Annotated in this window: 20 protein-coding genes, 3 tRNA genes and 1 pseudogene; 13 read left to right on the top strand and 11 right to left on the bottom strand. The window is 51.9% G+C overall.

All coding sequences use genetic code 11. The features are described from left to right. Positions 1 to 58: 58 nt before the first annotated feature. From HMPREF2560_RS01825 to folD, 6 genes are all read right to left on the bottom strand, one after another. The gene (locus HMPREF2560_RS01825; protein ID WP_070607322.1) at positions 59 to 790 is read right to left on the bottom strand and encodes a lysophospholipid acyltransferase family protein; all 732 of its coding nucleotides are present in this window, start codon (positions 788 to 790) and stop codon (positions 59 to 61) included. Positions 791 to 861: 71 nt separating this feature from the next. Next, positions 862 to 1,440 carry a D-glycero-beta-D-manno-heptose 1,7-bisphosphate 7-phosphatase gene (gmhB, locus tag HMPREF2560_RS01820; RefSeq protein ID WP_039862535.1) on the bottom strand — a complete coding sequence of 193 codons (579 nt, stop codon included), beginning with the start codon at positions 1,438 to 1,440 and terminating at the stop codon, positions 862 to 864. Between the two features lie 11 nt (positions 1,441 to 1,451). After that, positions 1,452 to 1,904, bottom strand: coding sequence for a DUF7832 domain-containing protein (locus HMPREF2560_RS01815; RefSeq protein ID WP_070607320.1), 453 nt, complete (start codon positions 1,902 to 1,904; stop codon positions 1,452 to 1,454). 93 nt (positions 1,905 to 1,997) lie between these two features. Then, the gene (locus tag HMPREF2560_RS01810; RefSeq protein ID WP_070607317.1) at positions 1,998 to 3,239 is read right to left on the bottom strand and encodes an aromatic amino acid transporter; all 1,242 of its coding nucleotides are present in this window, start codon (positions 3,237 to 3,239) and stop codon (positions 1,998 to 2,000) included. 129 nt (positions 3,240 to 3,368) lie between these two features. Continuing rightward, a complete protein-coding gene (locus tag HMPREF2560_RS01805; protein WP_070607315.1) occupies positions 3,369 to 4,442 on the bottom strand; it encodes an AI-2E family transporter in 1,074 nt (357 codons plus the stop codon). An 85-nt stretch (positions 4,443 to 4,527) separates the two neighbouring features. Then, entirely contained in the window at positions 4,528 to 5,379 is an 852-nt protein-coding gene (gene folD / locus HMPREF2560_RS01800) for a bifunctional methylenetetrahydrofolate dehydrogenase/methenyltetrahydrofolate cyclohydrolase FolD (RefSeq protein ID WP_070607312.1), read from the bottom strand. A gap of 200 nt (positions 5,380 to 5,579) precedes the next feature. Here folD and HMPREF2560_RS01795 point away from each other — a divergent pair. The 9 genes from HMPREF2560_RS01795 to prmC all read left to right on the top strand — a co-directional run bounded on the left by HMPREF2560_RS01795 (position 5,580) and on the right by prmC (position 12,544). Beyond that, a tRNA-Pro gene (locus HMPREF2560_RS01795) sits at positions 5,580 to 5,657 on the top strand. A gap of 27 nt (positions 5,658 to 5,684) precedes the next feature. Then, a tRNA-Arg gene (locus tag HMPREF2560_RS01790) sits at positions 5,685 to 5,761 on the top strand. Positions 5,762 to 5,770: 9 nt separating this feature from the next. Further along, positions 5,771 to 5,846, top strand: a tRNA-His gene (locus HMPREF2560_RS01785). Between the two features lie 259 nt (positions 5,847 to 6,105). Beyond that, the gene (locus HMPREF2560_RS01780; RefSeq protein ID WP_141745162.1) at positions 6,106 to 6,612 is read left to right on the top strand and encodes an adenylyltransferase/cytidyltransferase family protein; all 507 of its coding nucleotides are present in this window, start codon (positions 6,106 to 6,108) and stop codon (positions 6,610 to 6,612) included. After that, on the top strand, positions 6,609 to 8,369 hold the full coding sequence (locus HMPREF2560_RS01775) for a bifunctional biotin--[acetyl-CoA-carboxylase] ligase/type III pantothenate kinase (protein WP_070873662.1): 1,761 nt from the start codon (positions 6,609 to 6,611) through the stop codon (positions 8,367 to 8,369). The genes HMPREF2560_RS01780 and HMPREF2560_RS01775 overlap by 4 nt, the downstream gene beginning before the upstream one ends. A gap of 15 nt (positions 8,370 to 8,384) precedes the next feature. Further along, positions 8,385 to 9,227, top strand: coding sequence for a cell division protein (locus HMPREF2560_RS01770; RefSeq protein ID WP_070734827.1), 843 nt, complete (start codon positions 8,385 to 8,387; stop codon positions 9,225 to 9,227). Positions 9,228 to 9,784: 557 nt separating this feature from the next. After that, a complete protein-coding gene (gene tldD / locus HMPREF2560_RS01765) occupies positions 9,785 to 11,227 on the top strand; it encodes a metalloprotease TldD (protein ID WP_070734829.1) in 1,443 nt (480 codons plus the stop codon). A 53-nt stretch (positions 11,228 to 11,280) separates the two neighbouring features. Next, complete coding sequence (locus tag HMPREF2560_RS01760) at positions 11,281 to 11,742, top strand: hypothetical protein (RefSeq protein ID WP_070734831.1); 462 nt, start codon at positions 11,281 to 11,283, stop codon at positions 11,740 to 11,742. Then, complete coding sequence (gene prmC / locus HMPREF2560_RS01755) at positions 11,732 to 12,544, top strand: peptide chain release factor N(5)-glutamine methyltransferase (protein ID WP_070734833.1); 813 nt, start codon at positions 11,732 to 11,734, stop codon at positions 12,542 to 12,544. The genes HMPREF2560_RS01760 and prmC overlap by 11 nt, the downstream gene beginning before the upstream one ends. Positions 12,545 to 12,627: 83 nt before the next feature. Here prmC and HMPREF2560_RS01750 read toward each other — a convergent pair whose 3' ends face one another. From HMPREF2560_RS01750 to HMPREF2560_RS01735, 4 genes are all read right to left on the bottom strand, one after another. Then, complete coding sequence (locus HMPREF2560_RS01750; RefSeq protein WP_039863832.1) at positions 12,628 to 13,422, bottom strand: 3'-5' exonuclease; 795 nt, start codon at positions 13,420 to 13,422, stop codon at positions 12,628 to 12,630. A gap of 770 nt (positions 13,423 to 14,192) precedes the next feature. After that, positions 14,193 to 15,077 (bottom strand): lipid A biosynthesis lauroyl acyltransferase, encoded by an 885-nt coding sequence (locus tag HMPREF2560_RS01745; protein ID WP_283132695.1) that lies wholly within the window; start codon positions 15,075 to 15,077, stop codon positions 14,193 to 14,195. Positions 15,078 to 15,155: 78 nt separating this feature from the next. Beyond that, positions 15,156 to 15,701 (bottom strand): crossover junction endodeoxyribonuclease RuvC, encoded by a 546-nt coding sequence (gene ruvC, locus HMPREF2560_RS01740; protein ID WP_003684216.1) that lies wholly within the window; start codon positions 15,699 to 15,701, stop codon positions 15,156 to 15,158. A 9-nt stretch (positions 15,702 to 15,710) separates the two neighbouring features. Beyond that, the gene (locus tag HMPREF2560_RS01735) at positions 15,711 to 16,541 is read right to left on the bottom strand and encodes a carbon-nitrogen hydrolase family protein (RefSeq protein WP_070607303.1); all 831 of its coding nucleotides are present in this window, start codon (positions 16,539 to 16,541) and stop codon (positions 15,711 to 15,713) included. Positions 16,542 to 16,635: 94 nt separating this feature from the next. Between HMPREF2560_RS01735 and HMPREF2560_RS01730 the strand changes: the two genes are divergently transcribed. The 4 genes from HMPREF2560_RS01730 to HMPREF2560_RS01715 all read left to right on the top strand — a co-directional run bounded on the left by HMPREF2560_RS01730 (position 16,636) and on the right by HMPREF2560_RS01715 (position 19,096). Then, on the top strand, positions 16,636 to 16,935 hold the full coding sequence (locus tag HMPREF2560_RS01730; RefSeq protein ID WP_070607300.1) for a porin: 300 nt from the start codon (positions 16,636 to 16,638) through the stop codon (positions 16,933 to 16,935). Positions 16,936 to 17,236: 301 nt separating this feature from the next. After that, complete coding sequence (locus HMPREF2560_RS01725; RefSeq protein WP_070607298.1) at positions 17,237 to 17,431, top strand: CsbD family protein; 195 nt, start codon at positions 17,237 to 17,239, stop codon at positions 17,429 to 17,431. Between the two features lie 72 nt (positions 17,432 to 17,503). Next, positions 17,504 to 17,662, top strand: coding sequence for a DUF1328 domain-containing protein (locus tag HMPREF2560_RS01720; protein WP_039862543.1), 159 nt, complete (start codon positions 17,504 to 17,506; stop codon positions 17,660 to 17,662). 141 nt (positions 17,663 to 17,803) lie between these two features. Continuing rightward, positions 17,804 to 19,096, top strand: coding sequence for a valine--pyruvate transaminase (locus HMPREF2560_RS01715; RefSeq protein WP_070607295.1), 1,293 nt, complete (start codon positions 17,804 to 17,806; stop codon positions 19,094 to 19,096). A gap of 68 nt (positions 19,097 to 19,164) precedes the next feature. Here the strand turns inward: HMPREF2560_RS01715 and HMPREF2560_RS01710 are convergent. Next, a pseudogene (locus HMPREF2560_RS01710) lies at positions 19,165 to 19,510 on the bottom strand (iron ABC transporter ATP-binding protein); the annotation flags it as partial.

Genomic DNA, 19,510 nt, shown 5'->3' with positions numbered 1-19,510 from the left:
AGAAAAATATTGGACGGCATGAAAAGGGCGGGCATAGCGGCCCACCCGATGGAATGATTTATTTGGTTTTGGGCGCGAACGGGCCTTGTCCGGTAATCAGGGGCTGTTGGCTTTCAATCCATTGCTCGCATTGGGTCATGAGTTCGGCTTCATTGCCGTTGTTGTGGGCAATGGGTTTGCCGATGATGACGCTGACTGTGCCGGGGTATTTGAGGAAGGAGTTGCGCGGCCAAAACTCGCCGCTATTGAGTGCGACGGGGATGATGTCCATCTCGAACATTTTTGCCATGCGCGCGCCGCCGAGTTTGTAGCGGCCTTTTTCACCGGGCGACAGGCGTGTGCCTTCGGGGAAAATGGTAATCCAATAGCCTTCGTTTTTACGCGCAAGGCCTTGTTCTAAGAGTTGTTTGTTGGCTTCGCGGCTGTTGCTGCGGTCGATGCCGATGGTTTTAACCAGCTTCAAGCCCCAGCCGAAGAAAGGGATTTTGAAGAGTTCGCGTTTGGCAACATAGACTTGCGGCGGAAAAATTTCTTGCAGGGCGAGGGTTTCCCAGCCGCTTTGGTGTTTGGAGCAAATGATGGCGGGGTGGTCGGGAATGTTTTCCACGCCGCTTAAGGTGTAGTTTAAGCCGATGATGTGCTTGAGCGACCAGTTGAGGATACGCACCCAAACTTGCGCCATTTTGTGCGCGCCGCCTTGAAAGGGCAGGGCAAGCAGCATAAAGGGGAACAGCAAAATAATGCTAGAGGAAAGGATGAACCAGTAAATCAGGTTGCGGATAATCAGCATATCGGGGAAAAGTCAGTCGTTTGAAGACCGTCTGAACGCCGTTGTCGGCAGTTTTCAGACGGCCTTGTCGTTTATAGGATGGCTTGCGCGGCTTCTTCGATTTGTGTGTTTTCACGCATGATGTATTGCGAGAAAGCGAGTAGGTTGTCGAAGACTTGGGTGTGTTCGGGCAGGTCTTGCTCGTGTTTGGCCAGCGTTTTTTTGCCTTTGCCGGTCAGGACGAGCGCGGATTTGCCGCCTGCGGCATCAATGGCTTGCAGGTCACGCAGGCTGTCGCCAACCAGCCAGGTTTCGGCGGCATTGGCCTTGAAGCGTTCGATGATGTCGATAATCATGCCGGGCTTGGGTTTGCGGCATTCGCAGTTGTCGGCGGCGGTGTGCGGGCAAAACCAAATGCCGTCGATGGTACCGCCTGCTTGAACGGCAAGGCGGTGCATTTTCGCGTGCATTTCGGTCAGGTCTTGCACGGTAAAGTATTTGCGGCCGATACCGGATTGGTTGGTGGCCACGGCGATGGTGTAGCCTGCCTGCGTTAAAAAGGCGATGGCATCCATGCTGCCTTCGATGGGAATCCATTCGTCAACGGATTTGACGAAATCGTCGCGGTCTTGGTTGATGACGCCGTCGCGGTCGAGGATGATGAGTTTCATGGTTAGGGCTCTTATTTTTCTGCTTTCAAACTGCTTTTCCATTTTTCAAAGGCCGTCTGAAAAACGGGTGTCAGTTTGGCGAAGGTTTCCGGGGTGTTTTTGGCGTGGTAGAAGCCGCCGAGCGAGGGCGTGTCGAGGGCGAGGATGTAGTCTTCCATAAATGCGCCGTAGCCGTCTTCTTCGTCGGTGTAGTAGAACTCGGTAAACCGTTGGCCGAGTTCGGTAAAGTCGTCCGCCGTCAATGCGCCGTCCATGTGTTTGAGCAGGAAGTGCCGTCCGCTGATTTTGCCCGAGGTCATGGCGGCGAAGTCGGCTGCGGTTTCTGGGGCGGTTTGCCAGACGGGGTTGACGAGGCCTGCCTGCGCCGCCCACTGCCAGTACATGCCGATGTGGGTGGCGGCGTTTTCGGGCGGGAGCTGGTCGGGATAGTCTTCGTCGAGATGGAAACGGATATTGTCGTACATGGACGGTGTTCGTTGGGGGAAAGGGGGTATTGTAGCGGAAAATAATGAATTAGGCCGTCTGAAAGAGGGTGTTTCAGACGGCCTTAAGGGAATTTAACCTTTAAATACGGGGACAAGTTCCATTTGGCTCAGTATTTGGGCGGCAATGTTGATGATGCCGAAGAGGAAGACCCAAACCATCAACCAGAATCCTCCGTAAACTTTGTAGTTTTTGCCGACGCCGAATTTATGACGCGAGCGGTAGAGCAGCATGGCGGGGATGATGCCTGTCCAGATGGTTGCTGCCAGGCCGACGTAGCCGATGGCGGTAACGAAGCCGGTAGGAAAGAGCAGGCAGGAAATCAAAGGCGGCAGGAAGGTCAGCGCGGCGGTTTTGGTACGGCCGGAGATGCTGTCGTTCCATTTGAAGATGTCGGCGATGTAGTCGAACAGGCCGAGCGTTACGCCGAGGAAGGACGTTGCGATTGCCATGTAGGAGAACAGGGTCAACACTTTGTCCATATTACCGGTTTGGGCGAACTTGGACAGCGTTTCGATCAGGACGGAAACTTGGCCTTCAGCGGCGATAACCGGTGCGAACTCGCTGCGCGGCAGGTTGCCTTGGATGGCGATTTGCCAGAGGATGTAAATCACCAAGGCAATCAGCGTACCCGACCACAGGGATTTGGCTACTTTGGGCGCGTCGCCTTTAAAGTATTTGAGCAGGCTGGAAACGTTGCCGTGGAAACCGAATGAGGCAAGGCAAACGGGCAGGGCGGTGGCGACATACATCCAGTAGCTGGTGCCGGAAGGGGCTTGGGTATCGAACAAGACAGGAATTTTGGCATCGGCAATCAGGCCGCCGGTTGCCCAAATAAAGGTCAATACCATGCCGCCGATGAGGATGCTGGTGAAACGGTCAACCAAGCGTGCGGATGCCCAAACGCAAAAGGCGAGAATGCCGAAGAAGACGAGTTGGCCGACGGTGAGCGAAATTTCGCCGCCTACCGCGCTGCCGATGCCTTTGGCGGTCAGATCGCCGCCGACGAAGATGTAGGCGTAGGTGAGCAGGTATAAAACGAAGGCGACGGCAACGCCGTTGATGATGTTCCAAGCCGGGCCGAGCAGGTCTTTGACCATAGTGTCGAAGCTGGCGCCGTGCGGATAATGGGTGTTGACTTCCAAAATCATCAGGCCGCTGGAGAGCATGGAAAACCAGGTGTACAGCAACACGGCCAGCGAGCCGGCAAACCATACGCCGGATGTGGCGGTCGGGTTGGCAAGCATGCCTGCGCCGATAACCGTACCGGCGATAATCATCGCGCCGCCGAATAGGGATGGGGTTTTGGTTGACATTGTTTATCTTTCTTCTAGAAATGCGTGGCTGCCATTATGCCGTAAAGTGTAAGAAAAGGTAAAGCAAAGGCCGTCTGAAAACCCGATTGTCGTTTTCAGACGGCCTTTGATGTGTATAAACGCAACTGATTAAATCAATTTTCGCAGTTTCAATTCATTTTTCAGATAGGCGTAATAAACCGGCGCGACGATGATGCCGCCGATGCCGAAAATGCGTTCAAAGACGACCATCGCCACCAGCAATTCCCATGCGCTGGATTCGATTTCCGAGCCGATGATTTTGGCGTTGAGGAAATATTCGAGCTTGTGGATGACAACGAGGAACACCAGCGAGGCGAGTGCGACGTACAGCGATGCGCCGAGGCTCAAAATAATAATGATGGTGTTGGAAATCAGGTTGCCCGCCACCGGAATCAGGCCGACGATAAAAGCGACGATCAGGACGGTCATTTTAAACGGCAGGTCAACGCCGAACAGCGGCAAAACCAAGTAAAGGTACAGGCCGGTCAGGAAGGTGTCGATCAGCGAGATTTTGACTTGGGCGAGGAACACGCGCTCAAAGCTGGTTTCAAAATTGACGATGCGCCGCATCAATTCGGCTTTAAACAGCGGCATTTTATGGCGGTTTTTGCGCATTTCCAGGCGGTGGAAGCTGAGCATGGCGCCGATGATGATACCGATGAGGATGTAGACGAAGGACGTGATGCTGTTTTTACTGATACGGGTCAGCGCGGCGCGGTATTCTTCAATCAGCTTGATCGCCGAGGCTTTGATTTCGGTCATATTGTTGGGCAGCATATTGAGAATAGCCGCAGGCAGGTCTTGGCTGTTTTTGGTGTCTTCCAAAATCGCCGCCAGCTTGGCCAACATAAAGCCGACATGGCCGCCGTGTATCAGGTGGTAAATGCCCAAAGACATCATCGTGATGATGCTGAACACGATGGCCAGCGTCAGCGTAGTGGAAATCAGGTTGATATTGTGCGCATTGAGCGATTTATGCAGCCGAGTGTTACGCGGCAAAACACGGCGGCGGAGTTTGAGGATGACGCCGTTGGTGCGCGTAATAAAGATATAGGTCAGGATAACCGACAGCAGCAGCGGCAGCAAATGGTAGTGCAAGACAATCAGCAAAGCCAAACCCATCAGGATATAGGAAGCGTTGCGGAAAGTCGGGTTGTCGGAGTGGGAAGAGAGTAAGGACATGTGAAGCCAATAAGGTAAAAAGCAAAAAAAGTAGGTTAGGCCGTCTGAAAAACCATGTTCAGACGGCCTAACTTAGTGACAGCGATTAATCGTGCAATGAGGCCGCATGTACCGTGTTTTCCAACAAAGTGGCAATCGTCATCGGGCCGACGCCGCCGGGAACGGGCGTAATCATGGAAGCGCGTTCTTTGGCAACATCAAACTCCACATCGCCGCACAGGCTGCCGTCGTCCAAGCGGTTGATGCCCACATCGATAACGACGGCGCCGGGTTTGACCCATTCTCCTTTAACGAAATTCGGAATGCCTACGCCGACCACCAAAATATCTGCGGCGGCAACTTCATCGGCAAGGTTTTGCGTGGCGCTGTGGCAGATGGTTACCGTCGCGCGGGACAGCAGCAATTCCAACGCCTGCGGGCGGCCGACAATATTGGACGCGCCGACGACGACGGCTTTTTTGCCTTTCGGGTCAATGCCGTAGGCTTCCAACAAAGTCATCACGCCTTTGGGTGTGCAAGGGCGCATCAGCGGCATTTTGACGACCAGACGGCCGACGTTGTAAGGGTGGAAGCCGTCCACATCTTTATGCGGCTCGATACGTTCCAAAACCGCTTGGCTGTCGATGTGTGCCGGCAGCGGCAGTTGCACCAAAATACCGTCGACGGCAGGATCGCCATTCAATTCGTCCACCAGTTTCAGCAAATCGTCTTGCGTGGTTTCAGACGGCAGCTCATAAGAGCGCGATTCAATGCCGCTTTTTTGGCAGGTCAGTTTTTTATTGCGTACATAAACCGCGCTGGCAGGGTCGTCGCCAACCAATACCACCGCCAAGCAAGGCGTGTGCAAACCTTTTTCCTGACGCGCTTTTACCGCCTGCGCGACCGCCTCGATGCGTTGCTGGGAGATTTTTTTTCCGTCTATAAGTTGTGCAGCCATGATTTTTCCTCCTCAATAGGGATAAATATTGCGTTTAAATTATCGCATTTTTCAGACGGCCTGACACAAAAGAGTGCCTCAATTACGAAACATAAAAATAAATAACGATTAAAAATAATAAGATAACCAAAAAATGAAAAAATAAAGCAAAGTAAGTGTTGACCGGGTTAAAAAGGGTCTGTATAGTTCAGGTCTTCAGTCGGGGCGTAGCGCAGCCCGGTTAGCGCATCTGCTTTGGGAGCAGAGGGTCGTGAGTTCGAATCCCACCGCCCCGACCACAAAATTCTTCGCACGAATCGGCATGAGCGCCCGTAGCTCAACCGGATAGAGCACCGACCTTCTAAGTCGGGGGTTACAGGTTCGATTCCTGTCGGGCGTGCCAATTTTTACGGTGGCTGTAGCTCAGTTGGTAGAGCCCTGGATTGTGATTCCAGTTGTCGTGGGTTCGAGCCCCATCAGCCACCCCAGATGAAAGCCTGCATATTGTATGCAGGCTTTTTTCCGTTTATACCCAAATTTTACTTTAGATTTAATTAGGTTTCAAAAAAGTATTTATCAAACCGTTTCATCATGGCATCGGCAAAAATGGCGTTTGCCGTGATATCAAATATCAATGAATACGCAATCAAGCCCGAATATTGTACCGTTCGGTATCTTTTTATGGCGTTTCGCCGTTATCCTTTATAATACCCCGGTTATTTTCTGTTTCACTCCCAAAGGAACCGCATCATGTCCGAATGGTCAGCTCCAGAATTCGAATCTAAAATCTGTCCGCCCGAAAAGCTGGCGGAGCGTTTGGCGGCATTGCCCCGTCCGCTGGTGTTTACCAATGGCTGTTTCGATATTCTCCATAGGGGCCATGTAACCTATCTGGCGCAGGCGCGATCGGCCGGTGCGGCTTTGGTGTTGGCATTGAATACCGATGCTTCGGTGCGCCGGCAGGGCAAGGGGGACGACCGTCCGATTAATCCTTTGGAAAACCGCGCGGCAGTGGCAGCGGCATTGGCCAGTGTGGATTTGGTCACATGGTTTGATGACGACACGCCGGCCGCGTTGATTGAAATGGTCAAACCCGATGTATTGATTAAAGGCGGCGATTGGCCTGTGGATAAGATCGTCGGTGCGGCTGAGACGTTTGCGCGTGGCGGCAAAGTATTTTCGATTCCGTTTTTACACCAGACTTCGACCACCAAAACTTTGGCGAAAATCCGCGAAGCCGGAGGAGGCGAATGACGGATTTGAACAGCCGCCATTGGGCTTTGCTCGCCGCGCTTTCAGACGGCCTGCCGCAACACGTTTCTCAGTTGGCGCGAGTGGTCGGTATGAAGCCGCAACAATTAAACGGATTCTGGCAGCAGATGCCGGGCCATATCCGCGGTTTGCTGCGCCAGCACGACGGGCAATGGCGCTTGGTGCGCCCTTTGGCTGTGTTTGCCGAAGAATCTCTGCAACAAATGGCTGGGAAACAGGGTTTTCGTGCGCAGTTGAAACACGAATGTTCGTCCAGCAATGACGAAATCATGGCATTGGCGCGCCAGTCGGCAGATTTGGCGCATAAGGCCTTGTGTGTGGCGCATTTCCAAACCAAGGGCCGCGGACGGCAAGGGCGGAGTTGGGTCAACCGACAGGGCGAATGTCTGATGTTCAGCTTGGGCTGGACGTTTGACAAGCCGCAATATGAGCTGGGTTCGCTGGCGTTGGTGGTGGCATTGGCTTGCCGCCGTGCTCTTGCCGATATTGGTTTGGACGTAAATATCAAGTGGCCGAACGATTTGGTCGTGGCCAATGATAAATTGGCCGGTATTTTGATTGAAACGGCGCGGGTGGAGAATAAGACTGTCGCCGTCATCGGCATCGGCATTAATTTTGTATTGCCGAAAGAAGTTGAAAACGCCACTTCCGTGCAGGCTTTGTTTCAGACGGCCTCTAAGCATGGTGTAAGCGCCAAAACTTTATTGAATGCGGTATTGGCGCAACTTGATGCGCTATTGAACGAATACGCGCAAAACGGATTTGCGTCATGTGTCGGCGAATACAATGCCGCCAACCGCGATACGGACAGACCAGTATTGCTGCTTCAGGAAGGGCGCGTTGTCCACGAAGGCGTGGTCAAAGGCGTGGATGCGCAAGGCGCGTTGCGTTTGCAGACGGACAAGGGCGAAAAAACCATTGTCAGCGGTGAGATCAGTTTGCGTCCGGATAACCGTCCGGCGCAACCTGCCGTCGCCAAGCCGGAACGCTTTTTGCTGCTGGACGGCGGCAACAGTCAGTTGAAATGGGCATGGGTGGAGAATGGCACATTTTCCGAAGTCGGCCGCGCGCCATATCGTGATTTGACCCAGCTGGGTGAAGAATGGCTGCAATTTGCCGATGAAGATGTGAAGATTGTCGGTTGCGCCGTGTGCGGTTCGGTAAAAAAAGCGATGGTTGAAGAACAATTAACCCGTCCGGTCGAATGGCTGTCTTCCATGCCGCAGGCTTTAGGTATCCGCAACCATTACCGCCGCCCTGAAGAACATGGCTCCGACCGCTGGTTTAATGCGCTGGGCAGCCGCCGTTTTACGCAAAATGCCTGCGTTGTCGTCAGCTGCGGCACCGCCGTAACCACCGACGCGCTGACGGAAGACAATCATTATCTCGGCGGCACCATCATGCCCGGTTTCCACTTGATGAAAGAGGCGATGGCGCTCAAGACTGCCAACCTCAACCGCCCCATCGGCAAGGTATATCCGTTCCCAACCACAACGCCGAACGCCATTGCCAGCGGCATGATGGATGCCGTTTGCGGCGCGTTGATGATGATGCATGGCCGTCTGAAAGACAAAACGGGCGAAGGCAAACCGGTCGATATCATTATCACGGGCGGCGGCGCGGCCAGAGTCGTGCAGGCGCTGCCGGAGTCATTCGTTCATGACAATCAAGTGAAAATCGTCGATAATCTCGTGATTCACGGGCTATTGCATTGGATTGCCCATAGCAACGGACAATAAAAAGGAAAACGCATCATGAAATGGCTGTTTGCGGTCTTGGTCGCACTCAACATCATTGTTTTTGGCAGCATGGTTGCCTATCGGACACAACATAAAACCGCCAAACCCGAATCTGCTTTGGAAGGCGGTACGCACGAATTATTGCGCCCATCTTCTTTGGACGCGCCTAAAGCCGAGCCTCAGCAGGCATCGCAACCCGATTGGGTGGTGGTCGAATCAGACGGCCTGATTATGGCCGAACCTGAATCCGAAGAAGCGGAAGCCTTGCGTAAAAAGCAAGAAGCGCAGCAGTTGAAAGAGAAAAAAGAAAAAATGCGCCGCGAGAAAGAAGCGCAAGAGCGCCGTGCCGCCGAAGAAGAGATGGGCGCGGCCGGCGTGGAACGCTTGTGTACCAGCAGCGCCACCGTAGTGATGGATGAAGACGATTACCACCGCATCAAAGGTCTGTTGGGCAAATGGCCTCATGCGGCCAGCCGCAGTATCGAAAAACGCAACGGCGCATCCGGTGGAGAGACTTCTTCCAAAACTTTCCGCGTGGTCTTGCCTGCCGACGGCGACACTTCCACCCAGCTTGACGCCTTGGGCAGCCGAGGCTTTAGCGGCAGTATTCACAACGGCGAAATCAGCATTGACGTAACACGCAGCCGCTCTTCCGCCCAAGTTTTGATTTCACGTTTGTCCAGCGCAGGTTTCGGCGGCGCGCGCATTGTCGAGCAGGAAGACAGAAGCACACCCGATACCGGTTTGAGCGTGGCGCGCATGACCGTGGTCTTTATGGCGGTCGATGAGCGCGATGCCCAAGACATCAGAAACATTGTCGGCCGTTATGGCAAGTTGAACATGAAAACCTGCCGATAATCAGCTCTATTCGGTTTCAGACGGCCTGATCAGCAGTCGGCAAAGCCTGATAAACCGAACGCCACAAAACACGAAACCCACTGTATCGGCAGTGGGTTTCATGTTTTTCGGTTTTGAGTATCTGATATAAAGGGGAACAGGTATGTTTCGTATATGCGCACTCCGAGTATCAAGAGATAATGGGGAAGAGGGGGATAAAATCTGTTGTTTAATGGCTCGGATTAGGACGTCTTCCGAGTGGTTTTGATTATACGCTAATAATAACTATTATCAATAGCAAAATTAAAAAAATAATGGGTTTTGTTGTAATGATTTGTTTTGTATGGGAATTAAATTGCGGTATTGGCTTTGCCGTGATTGAAAAGGCTCTGAACGTCAAACGAACAGGTCGGTTGAAATAGGGTAAGGCAAACATTTCGACCCTATCTTTCAGACGGCCTTTTGATTTGTTTCAATCACTCATAAACCCAAACAATCAACATATCCAAAGCCATATAAAATACCGTATAATCAAGGCCAAATTAACTTTGCCTGCTTGTCGGGCCGTCTGAAAAATTATGCAACAAACCTACGCCGCGGTACAGCGAGATTTGCTCGAAGCCAACCATCTTTCCCCCGATTTGCTCGCCCAAAGCCTGAGCATTATTGGCGCCAATCATGTCGATTATGCCGACATCTATTGTCAGCGTACTGCCTATGAAAGTTGGCATTTGGAAGAAGGCATCGTCAAATCGGGCAGCTTTCAAATCGATCAGGGCGTGGGCGTGCGTGCCGTTTCGGGCGATAAGACTGCTTTTGCCTACGCCGACAGCCTGTGTATCGATTCAATCAACCGCTCTGCCAAAGCCGTGCGCGTGATTGGTGCGGCCGGCGGCGAAGCCAGCGTCAAAGTGCCGACACCTGCCTACGGCAAGCCTGTCCACATGGCGATTGACCCTATTGCCAGCCTTGATTCCGCCGCCAAAGTCGCGCTGTTGAACAAAGTCGAAACGCTGGCCAAAGCCGCTGATCCGCGTATCGTGCAAGTGATGGCCGGTTTGACCTGCGAATACGACATGGTGTACATCGCCCGTTTGGACGGTAAACACGCTGCCGATATCCGCCCGATGGTGCGCATGAACGTTACCGTCATTGCCAAGCAGGGCGAGCGTCGCGAGCAGGGCAGCGCAGGCGGCGGCGGACGTTATGATTTGGCGTATTTCGATGAAAACTTGGTACATCGGTTTGTCGATTCCGCTGTCAAACAAGCGCTGACCAATCTCGAATCCCGTCCTGCGCCTGCCGGCGAGATGACCGTCGTTTTGGGCAACGGCTGGCCGGGCGTGTTGCTGCACGAAGCGGTCGGACATGGTTTGGAAGGCGATTTCAACCGCAAAGAAACCAGCGTTTTCTCCGGCAGAATCGGCGAACGTGTGGCCGCCAAAGGCGTTACCGTTGTGGATCAAGGCGATATTGCCGACAGACGCGGTTCGCTCAATATCGACGACGAAGGCAATGAAACCCGCCGCACAGTATTGATTGAAGACGGTATTTTGGTCGGCTATATGCAGGACGAAACCAACGCCCGCCTGATGGGTACGCAATCGACCGGCAACGGCCGCCGCGAAAGTTACGCTTCTGCGCCTATGCCGCGCATGACCAATACTTTTATGGAAAATGGCGGCTATGAGCCGGAAGAAATCATCGCTTCCATTGACAAGGGAATTTACGCCGCCAACTTCGGCGGCGGACAAGTGGACATTACCAGCGGCAAGTTCGTGTTCAGCGCATCCGAAGCATGGTGGGTGGAAGGCGGCAAGCTGCAATATCCTGTCAAAGGCGCGACTATTATCGGCAACGGCCCCGAAGTGCTGAAACACGTTTCCATGATTGGCAACGACACTGCGCTCGACAGCGGTATCGGCGTATGCGGCAAAGAAGGGCAGAGCGTTCCTGTTGGCGTCGGACAACCGACCCTGAGGATTGATGCCGGACTGACCGTCGGCGGTAGCGAAATTTAAACGGCAGGCCGTCTGAAAGGTTTTCAGACGGCCTTTTGCATTAGGATAAAACCATGCAGGAACAGAATCGGAAATCAAGTTTTCCCATAGTGATGTTGCTGGTGTCGGTTGCCCTGTGGATAGCGTCTTTGTCCAATGTTGCATTTTATTTGGGCAATCATGAAAGCATGAAGGGGGTAACCGTTTTGATTTTTGGGTCGATCTTTGCTTCTTTGGATATAAGATATTGTGCGGCCTATGCGAATTATGTTTGGTTGGCAGCCATTGTTTTGCTGGCGTTGCGGAAGAAGGTCGTACCTGTCCATGCGGCACTTTGGGGCTTGGCGCTGGTGGCCTTCAGTGTGAAAGCCGTACACGTCGATGAAGCTGAGAATACGGCGGATATCGTACGCTACGGTGCCGGATTTTATTTGTGGTATGCCGCATTTTCGGTTGCCACCATCGGTACGTTTGCCGGAAAGAATAAGGAAAGAAAAGCCACAACGCTGGCAGATGGGACGAAAAATGACGCTTGATGAATGGTTGCGCCAATCGGCACTGCCCAAAAATGAAGCGCGGATGTTATTGCAATATGCGCTGGGTTATACGCGCGCGCAGCTGGTTACACGCGGTATGGACGATTTGGCAGAATCTGCCCTGCAAACCTTGGAGGCTTTGGTACAACGCCGTCTGAAAGGCGAGCCGATGGCCTATCTGTTGGGCGAACGCGAGTTCTATGGACGATGCTTTGCTGTCAATCCCCATGTGCTGATTCCCCGTCCTGAAACCGAGCATTTGGTGGAAGCCGTACTCAAACGCTTGCCGCCGCAAGGCCGTGTGTGGGACTTGGGGACGGGAAGCGGCGCCATTGCCGTAACCATCGCGCTTGAACGCGGTGATGCCGATGTTCGCGCATCCGACATCAGCGTCGGTGCTTTGGATACTGCCCGTCAAAATGCGGCCGAATTGGGCGCAAAAGTGGAGTTTGCGCAGGGTTCGTGGTTTGATACCGACAGGCCGTCTAAAGGCCGATACGATGTGATTGTTTCCAATCCGCCGTATATCGAGGATGGCGATGAACATTTGTCGCAAGGCGATTTGAGGTTTGAACCGCAAAACGCGCTGACTGACTTTTTAGACGGCCTCAGCCATATCCGCCACATTACCCAAGAAGCCCCTAAATACCTGAAAGCCAACGGCTGGCTGCTGTTTGAACACGGCTATGACCAAGGCGAAGCAGTGCGGAACATTATGCTTGAGAACGGTTTTGCCGAAGTGGCAACCGAACAGGATTTGGCAGGATTGGACAGGGTCACGCTGGGGCGTTTGCCTGCTTAGCGGGCATGGTTTGTCTGAATATAAAAAAGGGCGTGTCGATCACGCCCTTTTGGTTTTCTGTTTAGCTGTTCAGACGGCCTGATTTAACGCCAAGCAGCGACGAACTCCGCCCAATGTTGTTTTTCTTCGGCTTGTGCAGCCAGATAATGTTTGATGCGTTTGATTTCGACTTCGTATTCGTCGGCGTCGAGCGCGCCGCTCATCATGCGAAAGCGCATGTACATCAGGTAGGTGTTGGCGGCATCGGTTTCGCAATAGTCGCGGATGTCTTTCAGACGGCCTGCATGATAAGCGTCCCAAACCTTGCTGCCGTCCATGCCCAGTTTGCCGGGGAAGCCGCAGAGTTTGGCCATATCGTCCAAAGGCACGCTGGCACGCGGTTGGTAGAGGGCGAGCAAATCCATCAGGTCGCAATGGCGGGTGTGGTAGCGGCTGATGTAGTTGTTCCACTTAAAGTCGCGGCTGTCGCCAAAATCGCCGTCACCCATGTCCCAATAGCGGGCGGCGCTGATGCCGTGTATCAGGGCGCGGTAGTGGAGGACGGGCAGGTCGAAACCGCCGCCGTTCCAGCTGACGAGTTGCGGCGTATAGTTTTCGATGACCTCGAAGAACTTGGCAATCATGACTTCTTCGCTGTCTTCGGGATCTCCGATGGTGCTGACGCGGATTTTGTCTTGCCCCCAGCGCATACAGCAGGAGATGGCGACGACTTGGTGCAGATGGTGTTGCATAAAGTCGCTGCCGGTTTTGGCGCGGCGTTGCTGTTGGGCAAACAGGACGACTTCGTTGTCGGGCAAATCGGCAGGCAAATCGTAAAGCTGGCGGATGCCGTTTACGTCGGGAATGGTTTCAATGTCGAAGGCGAGTATCGGAGTCATGGCGTGATCGGGTTGGATAAGGAATGATGTCATTGTGGCATGACGGCGCAGATAAAAAAAGAGGCAATCCCCCACAGGATTGCCCCAATACCTCAAATCAGAGATTTACGCTTCACAAACAATACAGGCTTTCACCTGCGGCTTTACAGATGCAGCTCAACTCTGCATCGGTAAACTTTCATTTCGGGCATTGCACCGAAATCCTCTAAAATACCGCAATTTCTTGCAATATCAGAAAACTGCTTACAAAAGTATCTAAAACAGGCGAGGCCGTCTGAACGTTTTGTAATTTGATGTAGTGAAATTTACGCGAATTTTTACAGTTTGCCAAGTATTTTTTTCTGAAGGCTTGTTTCAGTATAAATTTCAGGTCTTGTCATATTTTTGCAATTATATTTCATAATTGTTCAAAAGTTAGATATTTATTTTATTTTTTTAAATTTTAATTTAATTTTATTTCATATTTTGAATGATTAAAATGTATTTTTTAGATGAACTATTTTGCAATATGTTGTTTTTAAAAGAAATTAAATTTAATATGTAAATAAAAAGAGTGTATTTGGACTGATATTTTTCATTTTAGAAAAAATATAGGGTTGTTTGAAAGTTTCAATCACGATGAAAAAAGTTGTTTTTAAAGCATTTAAAGCGGAATATTATTTGATTGTTTGAAGTCAAACATGAGTTTCGGTTTGATTCAATTAAAATGAAAAAGCGGCGAAAGAAGGATTTCGCCGCTTTTTGCATATTCAAATTGTAATTTAATGTAGTCAATAAAAGCTGTTTTCGCCTTCGGGACGGGTTTTGAAGCGTTTGTGCAGCCAGAAATATTGTTCGGGATGCTCGCGTACCCGCTTTTCGATGAAGTCGTTCATGCGCTGGGTGTTGGCTTCGACATTTTCGGTCGGGAAATTGTCCCAAGCCGGATAGAAGCGCAGGGTTACGGTATTGTCGGCTTCTCGTGTAGGAATGGCGGGAATGATCTTGGCTTTGGTCATGCCGGCGATACGGCTGAGGCCGGTAATCGTGGCCGTCTGAATGCCGAAGAAATTGACGAAAATGGAATCATTGCGGCCAAAGTCTTGGTCGGGCAGATAAAGAAAGGGCGCATCACTTTTGCGCAGGTGTTTGATGATGGCGCGCAGGCCTTCTGTGCGGCCGATCAGGAAAACATTGTTGTAGCGGTGGCGGCCTTTCAGGATCTGCTCGTCCAGGGCTTTGTTTTTTTGGTGCGAATACATGCTGGTCAGCGGCACATCCTGATTGAGTGTGTAAACCGCCATTTCAAATGCGGTAAAGTGCGGATAGAGGATGATGACTTTTTCGCCGGCGGCGAGGGCTTCGTCGAGATGGTGTTTGTCTTGATAGCGTACCAACGAGCGCAGCTTGTCCGCAGGCGCGTACCAGTAGAGGCCGTATTCGAGCATCAGCTTCGCCATGTGTTGGAAATGGCGTTTGAGCAGGGCAGTGCGCTGGCTGTCGTTTAGCTCGGGAAAGCATTTTTTGAGGTTTACCTCGCCGACTTTGCGGCGCGGTTTGACTGCGTAATAGGCGAGAATACCGATCGCGTCGGCAATCTTGTGCAACACGCAAAAAGGCAGCAGGCGGATGAGGTAGAGAAAAAGGAAGGCGGCTTTCATGAAGGCTCGCTGTATGTGGGCAAAGGGCTATTATAACCGAAAGGCCGTCTGAAAACGGGCTGGAACACGATTTCAGACGGCCTGAATGTCGGCTTACCATTGGAAACGGCCGCGTTTGACCTGCAGGCCGTCGGGGTTGAGTTGCGAAGCCAATCCGTGATTGCGCAGGGCGTGGGTGAGGGCGACGGCGAGTCCGTCGGCAGCATCGGCTTGCGGCGTACCTGAAAGTGCAAGCATTTGGACCACCATATGCTGCACCTGCTCTTTGGCGGCCTTGCCCTTGCCGACCACAGCCTGCTTGACCTGAAGCGCGGTGTATTCAAATACGGGCAAGTCGTGCATGACCAAAGCGGCAATCGCCGCACCGCGCGCCTGACCGAGCATTAACGTCGCGGCTGGATTGACGTTGACGAAGACTTGCTCGATGGCCGCTTGATGCGGCTGATAGTGGCGAATGATTTCATCGATATGGCGGACAATCACGGCGATGCGTTCGGAAAGCGACGCGCCGGTCGGCGTTTTGATACAGCCGGAAGCAACATAATGATGCTCGCGGCCGTGGACATCAATCACGCCGAAGCCGGTCACGCGGCTGCCGGGGTCGATGCCGAGAATGCGTGTGGGTTGGAACTGGGACATAGTGCGTGTTTAAAGTAATCGGTGTTTCAGGGCAGGCAGGCGCGTGCGCACGCTTTGCAGGCGCGCAGTATCCAAATCGGCACAAATCACGCCTTCGCCTTCCGGCAACGTCGCCAACACATCGCCCCAAGGGTCGATAATCATACTGTGGCCGAATGTGCGGCGGCCGCTTTCATGCAGTCCGCCTTGTGCTGATGCAATGACGTAGCATTGGTTTTCCACCGCACGGGCGCGCAGCAGCAATTCCCAATGCGCCTTGCCGGTCGTATAGGTAAACGCGGCCGGTAACAGCAAAACATCAAACGGCTGCTGGACGCGGAAAAACTCAGGAAAGCGCAAATCGTAGCAGACGCCGGCCGCCAGCGGAACATTGTCCACACTCAATTTCGGCACATCGTTGCCCGCCAGTATCGTATCGGTTTCAGCGTAGCGTTCGCCCAAACCGGAAAAGCCGAAAAGATGCATTTTGTGGTAAAGCCCGATTCGGTTGCCGTCGCGGTCATACACCAGCATCGTGTTCATCACCTTGCCAGCGTCTGGGCTTTGAAGCGGAACCGTACCGCCAAACAATACCACGCCGCATTCCCTTGCCGTTTCGCTTAAGGCCGTCTGAAAACGGGTGTGGCAGGTTTCGCCAACTCGTCCATCGTCCAAAGGCTCGGCAAATGCCAGCTTGTCCGTATCGTTTTTGCCCATCAGCGGCCAATATTCGGGCAGCAACACCCAATCCGCCCCTTGTTCGGCCGCCTCACGGACAAGGCGCTTCATGGTGGCAATATTGGTTTCTGGGTCGGTGGACGACACGATTTGCACAGCGGCGGCGCGTAAAGAGTGCATCATCAAAACTCCTATCAGATTTTGCAAGAATTGTAACTTGTTTACGCACAAGGCCGATACAATCGTCACACAATTCCTCTCCAAAAAAGGATAAACCATGAACTTAAAACTTCTCCTCACTGCCGCACTTTCTACCGCCGTACTCGCCGCACATGCCGACGTACAGCTTTACGGCAGCATCAAAAGCGGCATCGAAACCTCGCAAACCCGTTTCGGCGGCCAAACATACAGCCGAACTGCCGTTGCCGACCAAGGCAGCCACATCGGCTTGCGCGGCTCACATCCGATTGGCGGCGGAACGAATTTTATTTGGGAAGTCGAACAAGACACACCGGTCGGCAAAAGCGGCTCCATCCGCCAAGACTGGCGTGAACGTCGAGACAATTTTGGCCGTTAAAGGAAAGATTGGATAGTAAAAGGCCGTCTGAAAGATTTTCAGACGGCCTGTTTTTATAGTAAGGCCGATTGATTTAAAGAATACGCTTAAAGAGTGGCAATCAATAATATCTTAATATTTTCAAAATTTAACAGCTTTGTATAACTTATTGATTAATTAAGAGATTAATAAGAAATTTGTTGATTGATTAAAAAATCAGCATTGTCTTTACTTGAAAATTAATAAATTATCAAGTAAGGTTAAGTGCAAGCGGTTTTATCCGTGAGTTAAATATTAATCAATAAGATAGGATGGTATAACCATGAATGAAGATATTATCAAAGGAAAATGGGAGCAACTTAAAGGTAAAGCCAAAGAAAAATGGGGCGAGTTGACAAACGACGATTTGGACATCATCGAAGGCAAGCGCGATCAGTTGGCTGGTAAGCTCCAAGAGCGTTACGGTCGCACTAAAGATGAAGCTGAAAAAGAAATTGATGATTGGTTGAACAACTAAGACCGTTGAATTTCACCATAAACGGTCGTCTCTCCCTTGACCGTTTTTATATTAAACCGAAAGGAAAAAATCATGCTTCATTATTCGATCGTTTTCTTTATAATCGCTATTATTGCAGCTGTATTAGGTTTCGGTGGTATTGCAGGTAGTGCGGCAGGCATAGCCAAAATTTTATTTGCCGGTTTCTTGATCTTGTCGGTGATATCACTGATTTTTGGCAGGAAGAAATAATACCTGTAGACCAATAAGGTTGTATCAAGCCACCATTCCGTCAAATAGGCCGTCTGAAAAATCAGGATAACTGGTTTTCAGACGGCCTTTGTTCTTATAATAGCAATTTATTGTTTTCATGCACCCAGCAACGGAGTTTCCATGCAGTTTTCAGCATTCGGCGAAAAATTCACGCAACACAGCGGCATCCTGCAACTTATGGACGACCTCGGCGACGCGCTCAAAAGTGACAAACCCGTCAATATGCTTGGCGGCGGCAATCCGGCGAAGATTGCTGAAGTCAATGCGGTGTTCGCCGATGTGTTTTCCAAGTTGGCGGCGGAACACGCTGTTGAGAATATCGGCAATTATTCCAACCCGCAGGGCGATGCGGCGCTGATTGCGGCTTTGACGGAGTTTCTCAACCGTGAATACGGCTGGAACCTGACCGCCGACAATATTGCGCTGACCAATGGTTCGCAAAACGCGTTTTTTTATTTGTTCAACCTGTTTGGCGGCAAATTCAATCTTTCAGACGGCCAAACGGCTGAGAAAGCCATTTTGTTGCCGCTTGCGCCTGAATATATCGGTTATGCCGATGTGCATGTCGAGGGGCAGCATTTTATTTCGGTAAAACCGAAAATTGAAAATGTCGAACACGAAGGCGAAGCGGGATTTTTCAAATACCGCGTGGACTTTGACGCGCTGGAGAGCCTGCCTGAATTGAAAGAGGGCAAAATCGGCGCGATTTGCTGTTCGCGCCCGACCAACCCGACCGGCAATGTGTTGACCGACGGCGAGATGGCGCGTTTGGATGCGTTGGCGCAGGAGCACGGGATTCCGCTGATTATCGACAACGCTTACGGAATGCCGTTCCCGAATATTATTTACAGCGATGTGACGCTCAACTGGCACGAAAACATCATCCTCTGCTTCAGCCTTTCTAAAATCGGCCTGCCCGGCGTGCGTACCGGCATTATTGTCGCCGCGCCGGAAGTGGTCAAAGCCGTCAGCAGTTTGAATGCGATTGTGAACCTGTCGCCAACCCGTTTTGGCGCGGCGATTGCGGCTCCGCTGTTAAACGACGGCCGTCTGAAACAGCTGGCCGACCAAGTGATTCAGCCGTTTTACCGTCAGCAGGCGCAAACGGCGGTCTCCCTGCTCAAACGCGAATTGGGCGCGTATCCGTTGAAAATCCACAAGCCTGAAGGTGCGATTTTCTTGTGGCTTTGGTTTGAAAACCTGCCTGTTTCATCGCAAACCTTGTACGAAATGCTCAAAGCCGAAGGCACGCTGATTATTCCGGGCGAGCATTTCTTTGTCGGCATCGATACGCAAGACTATCCGCACGCGCACGAGTGCATCCGCATGAGCATTGCGCAGGACGCGGAAACGCTGGAAAAAGGCATTGCCGCAATCGGTCGTGTGGTGCGCGGTTTGTACGATAAAAAATAAATGCTGTGAATAGGCAAAGGCCGTCTGAAACCTGAACAATCGGGTTTCCGACGGCCTTTTTGTCGGATTTAGATATGGTGGATAACCAGTTTTTTACCCTCGTAATCGAGGACGTTGACGTCCATATCGAATAGGGTTTTGATGTTTTCCGCGGTAAAAATATCGTTAGGCTTGCCCTGCATGGCGACTTGGCCGTTTTTCATGGCGACGACGTAATCGGCGTAGGCGGCGGCCTGGTTGATGTCGTGCAGTACGACGACGGTGGTGCGCTTGTGTTCGTCGGTCAGCCGGCGCAGGATCTGCATGAGGGAGCGGGCATGATACATGTCGAGGTTGTTCAGCGGTTCGTCGAGTAAAACGTAGTCGGTGCGCTGACAGAACACCATGGCAATCATGGCGCGTTGGCGTTGGCCG

The sequence above is a fragment of the Neisseria sp. HMSC078H04 genome (assembly GCF_001838135.1).
In the GTDB taxonomy this organism is placed as follows: Bacteria; Pseudomonadota; Gammaproteobacteria; order Burkholderiales; family Neisseriaceae; genus Neisseria.
The sequence above is the reverse complement of the archived record's forward strand: the minus strand, read 5'-3'. Positions and strand labels throughout refer to the sequence as shown.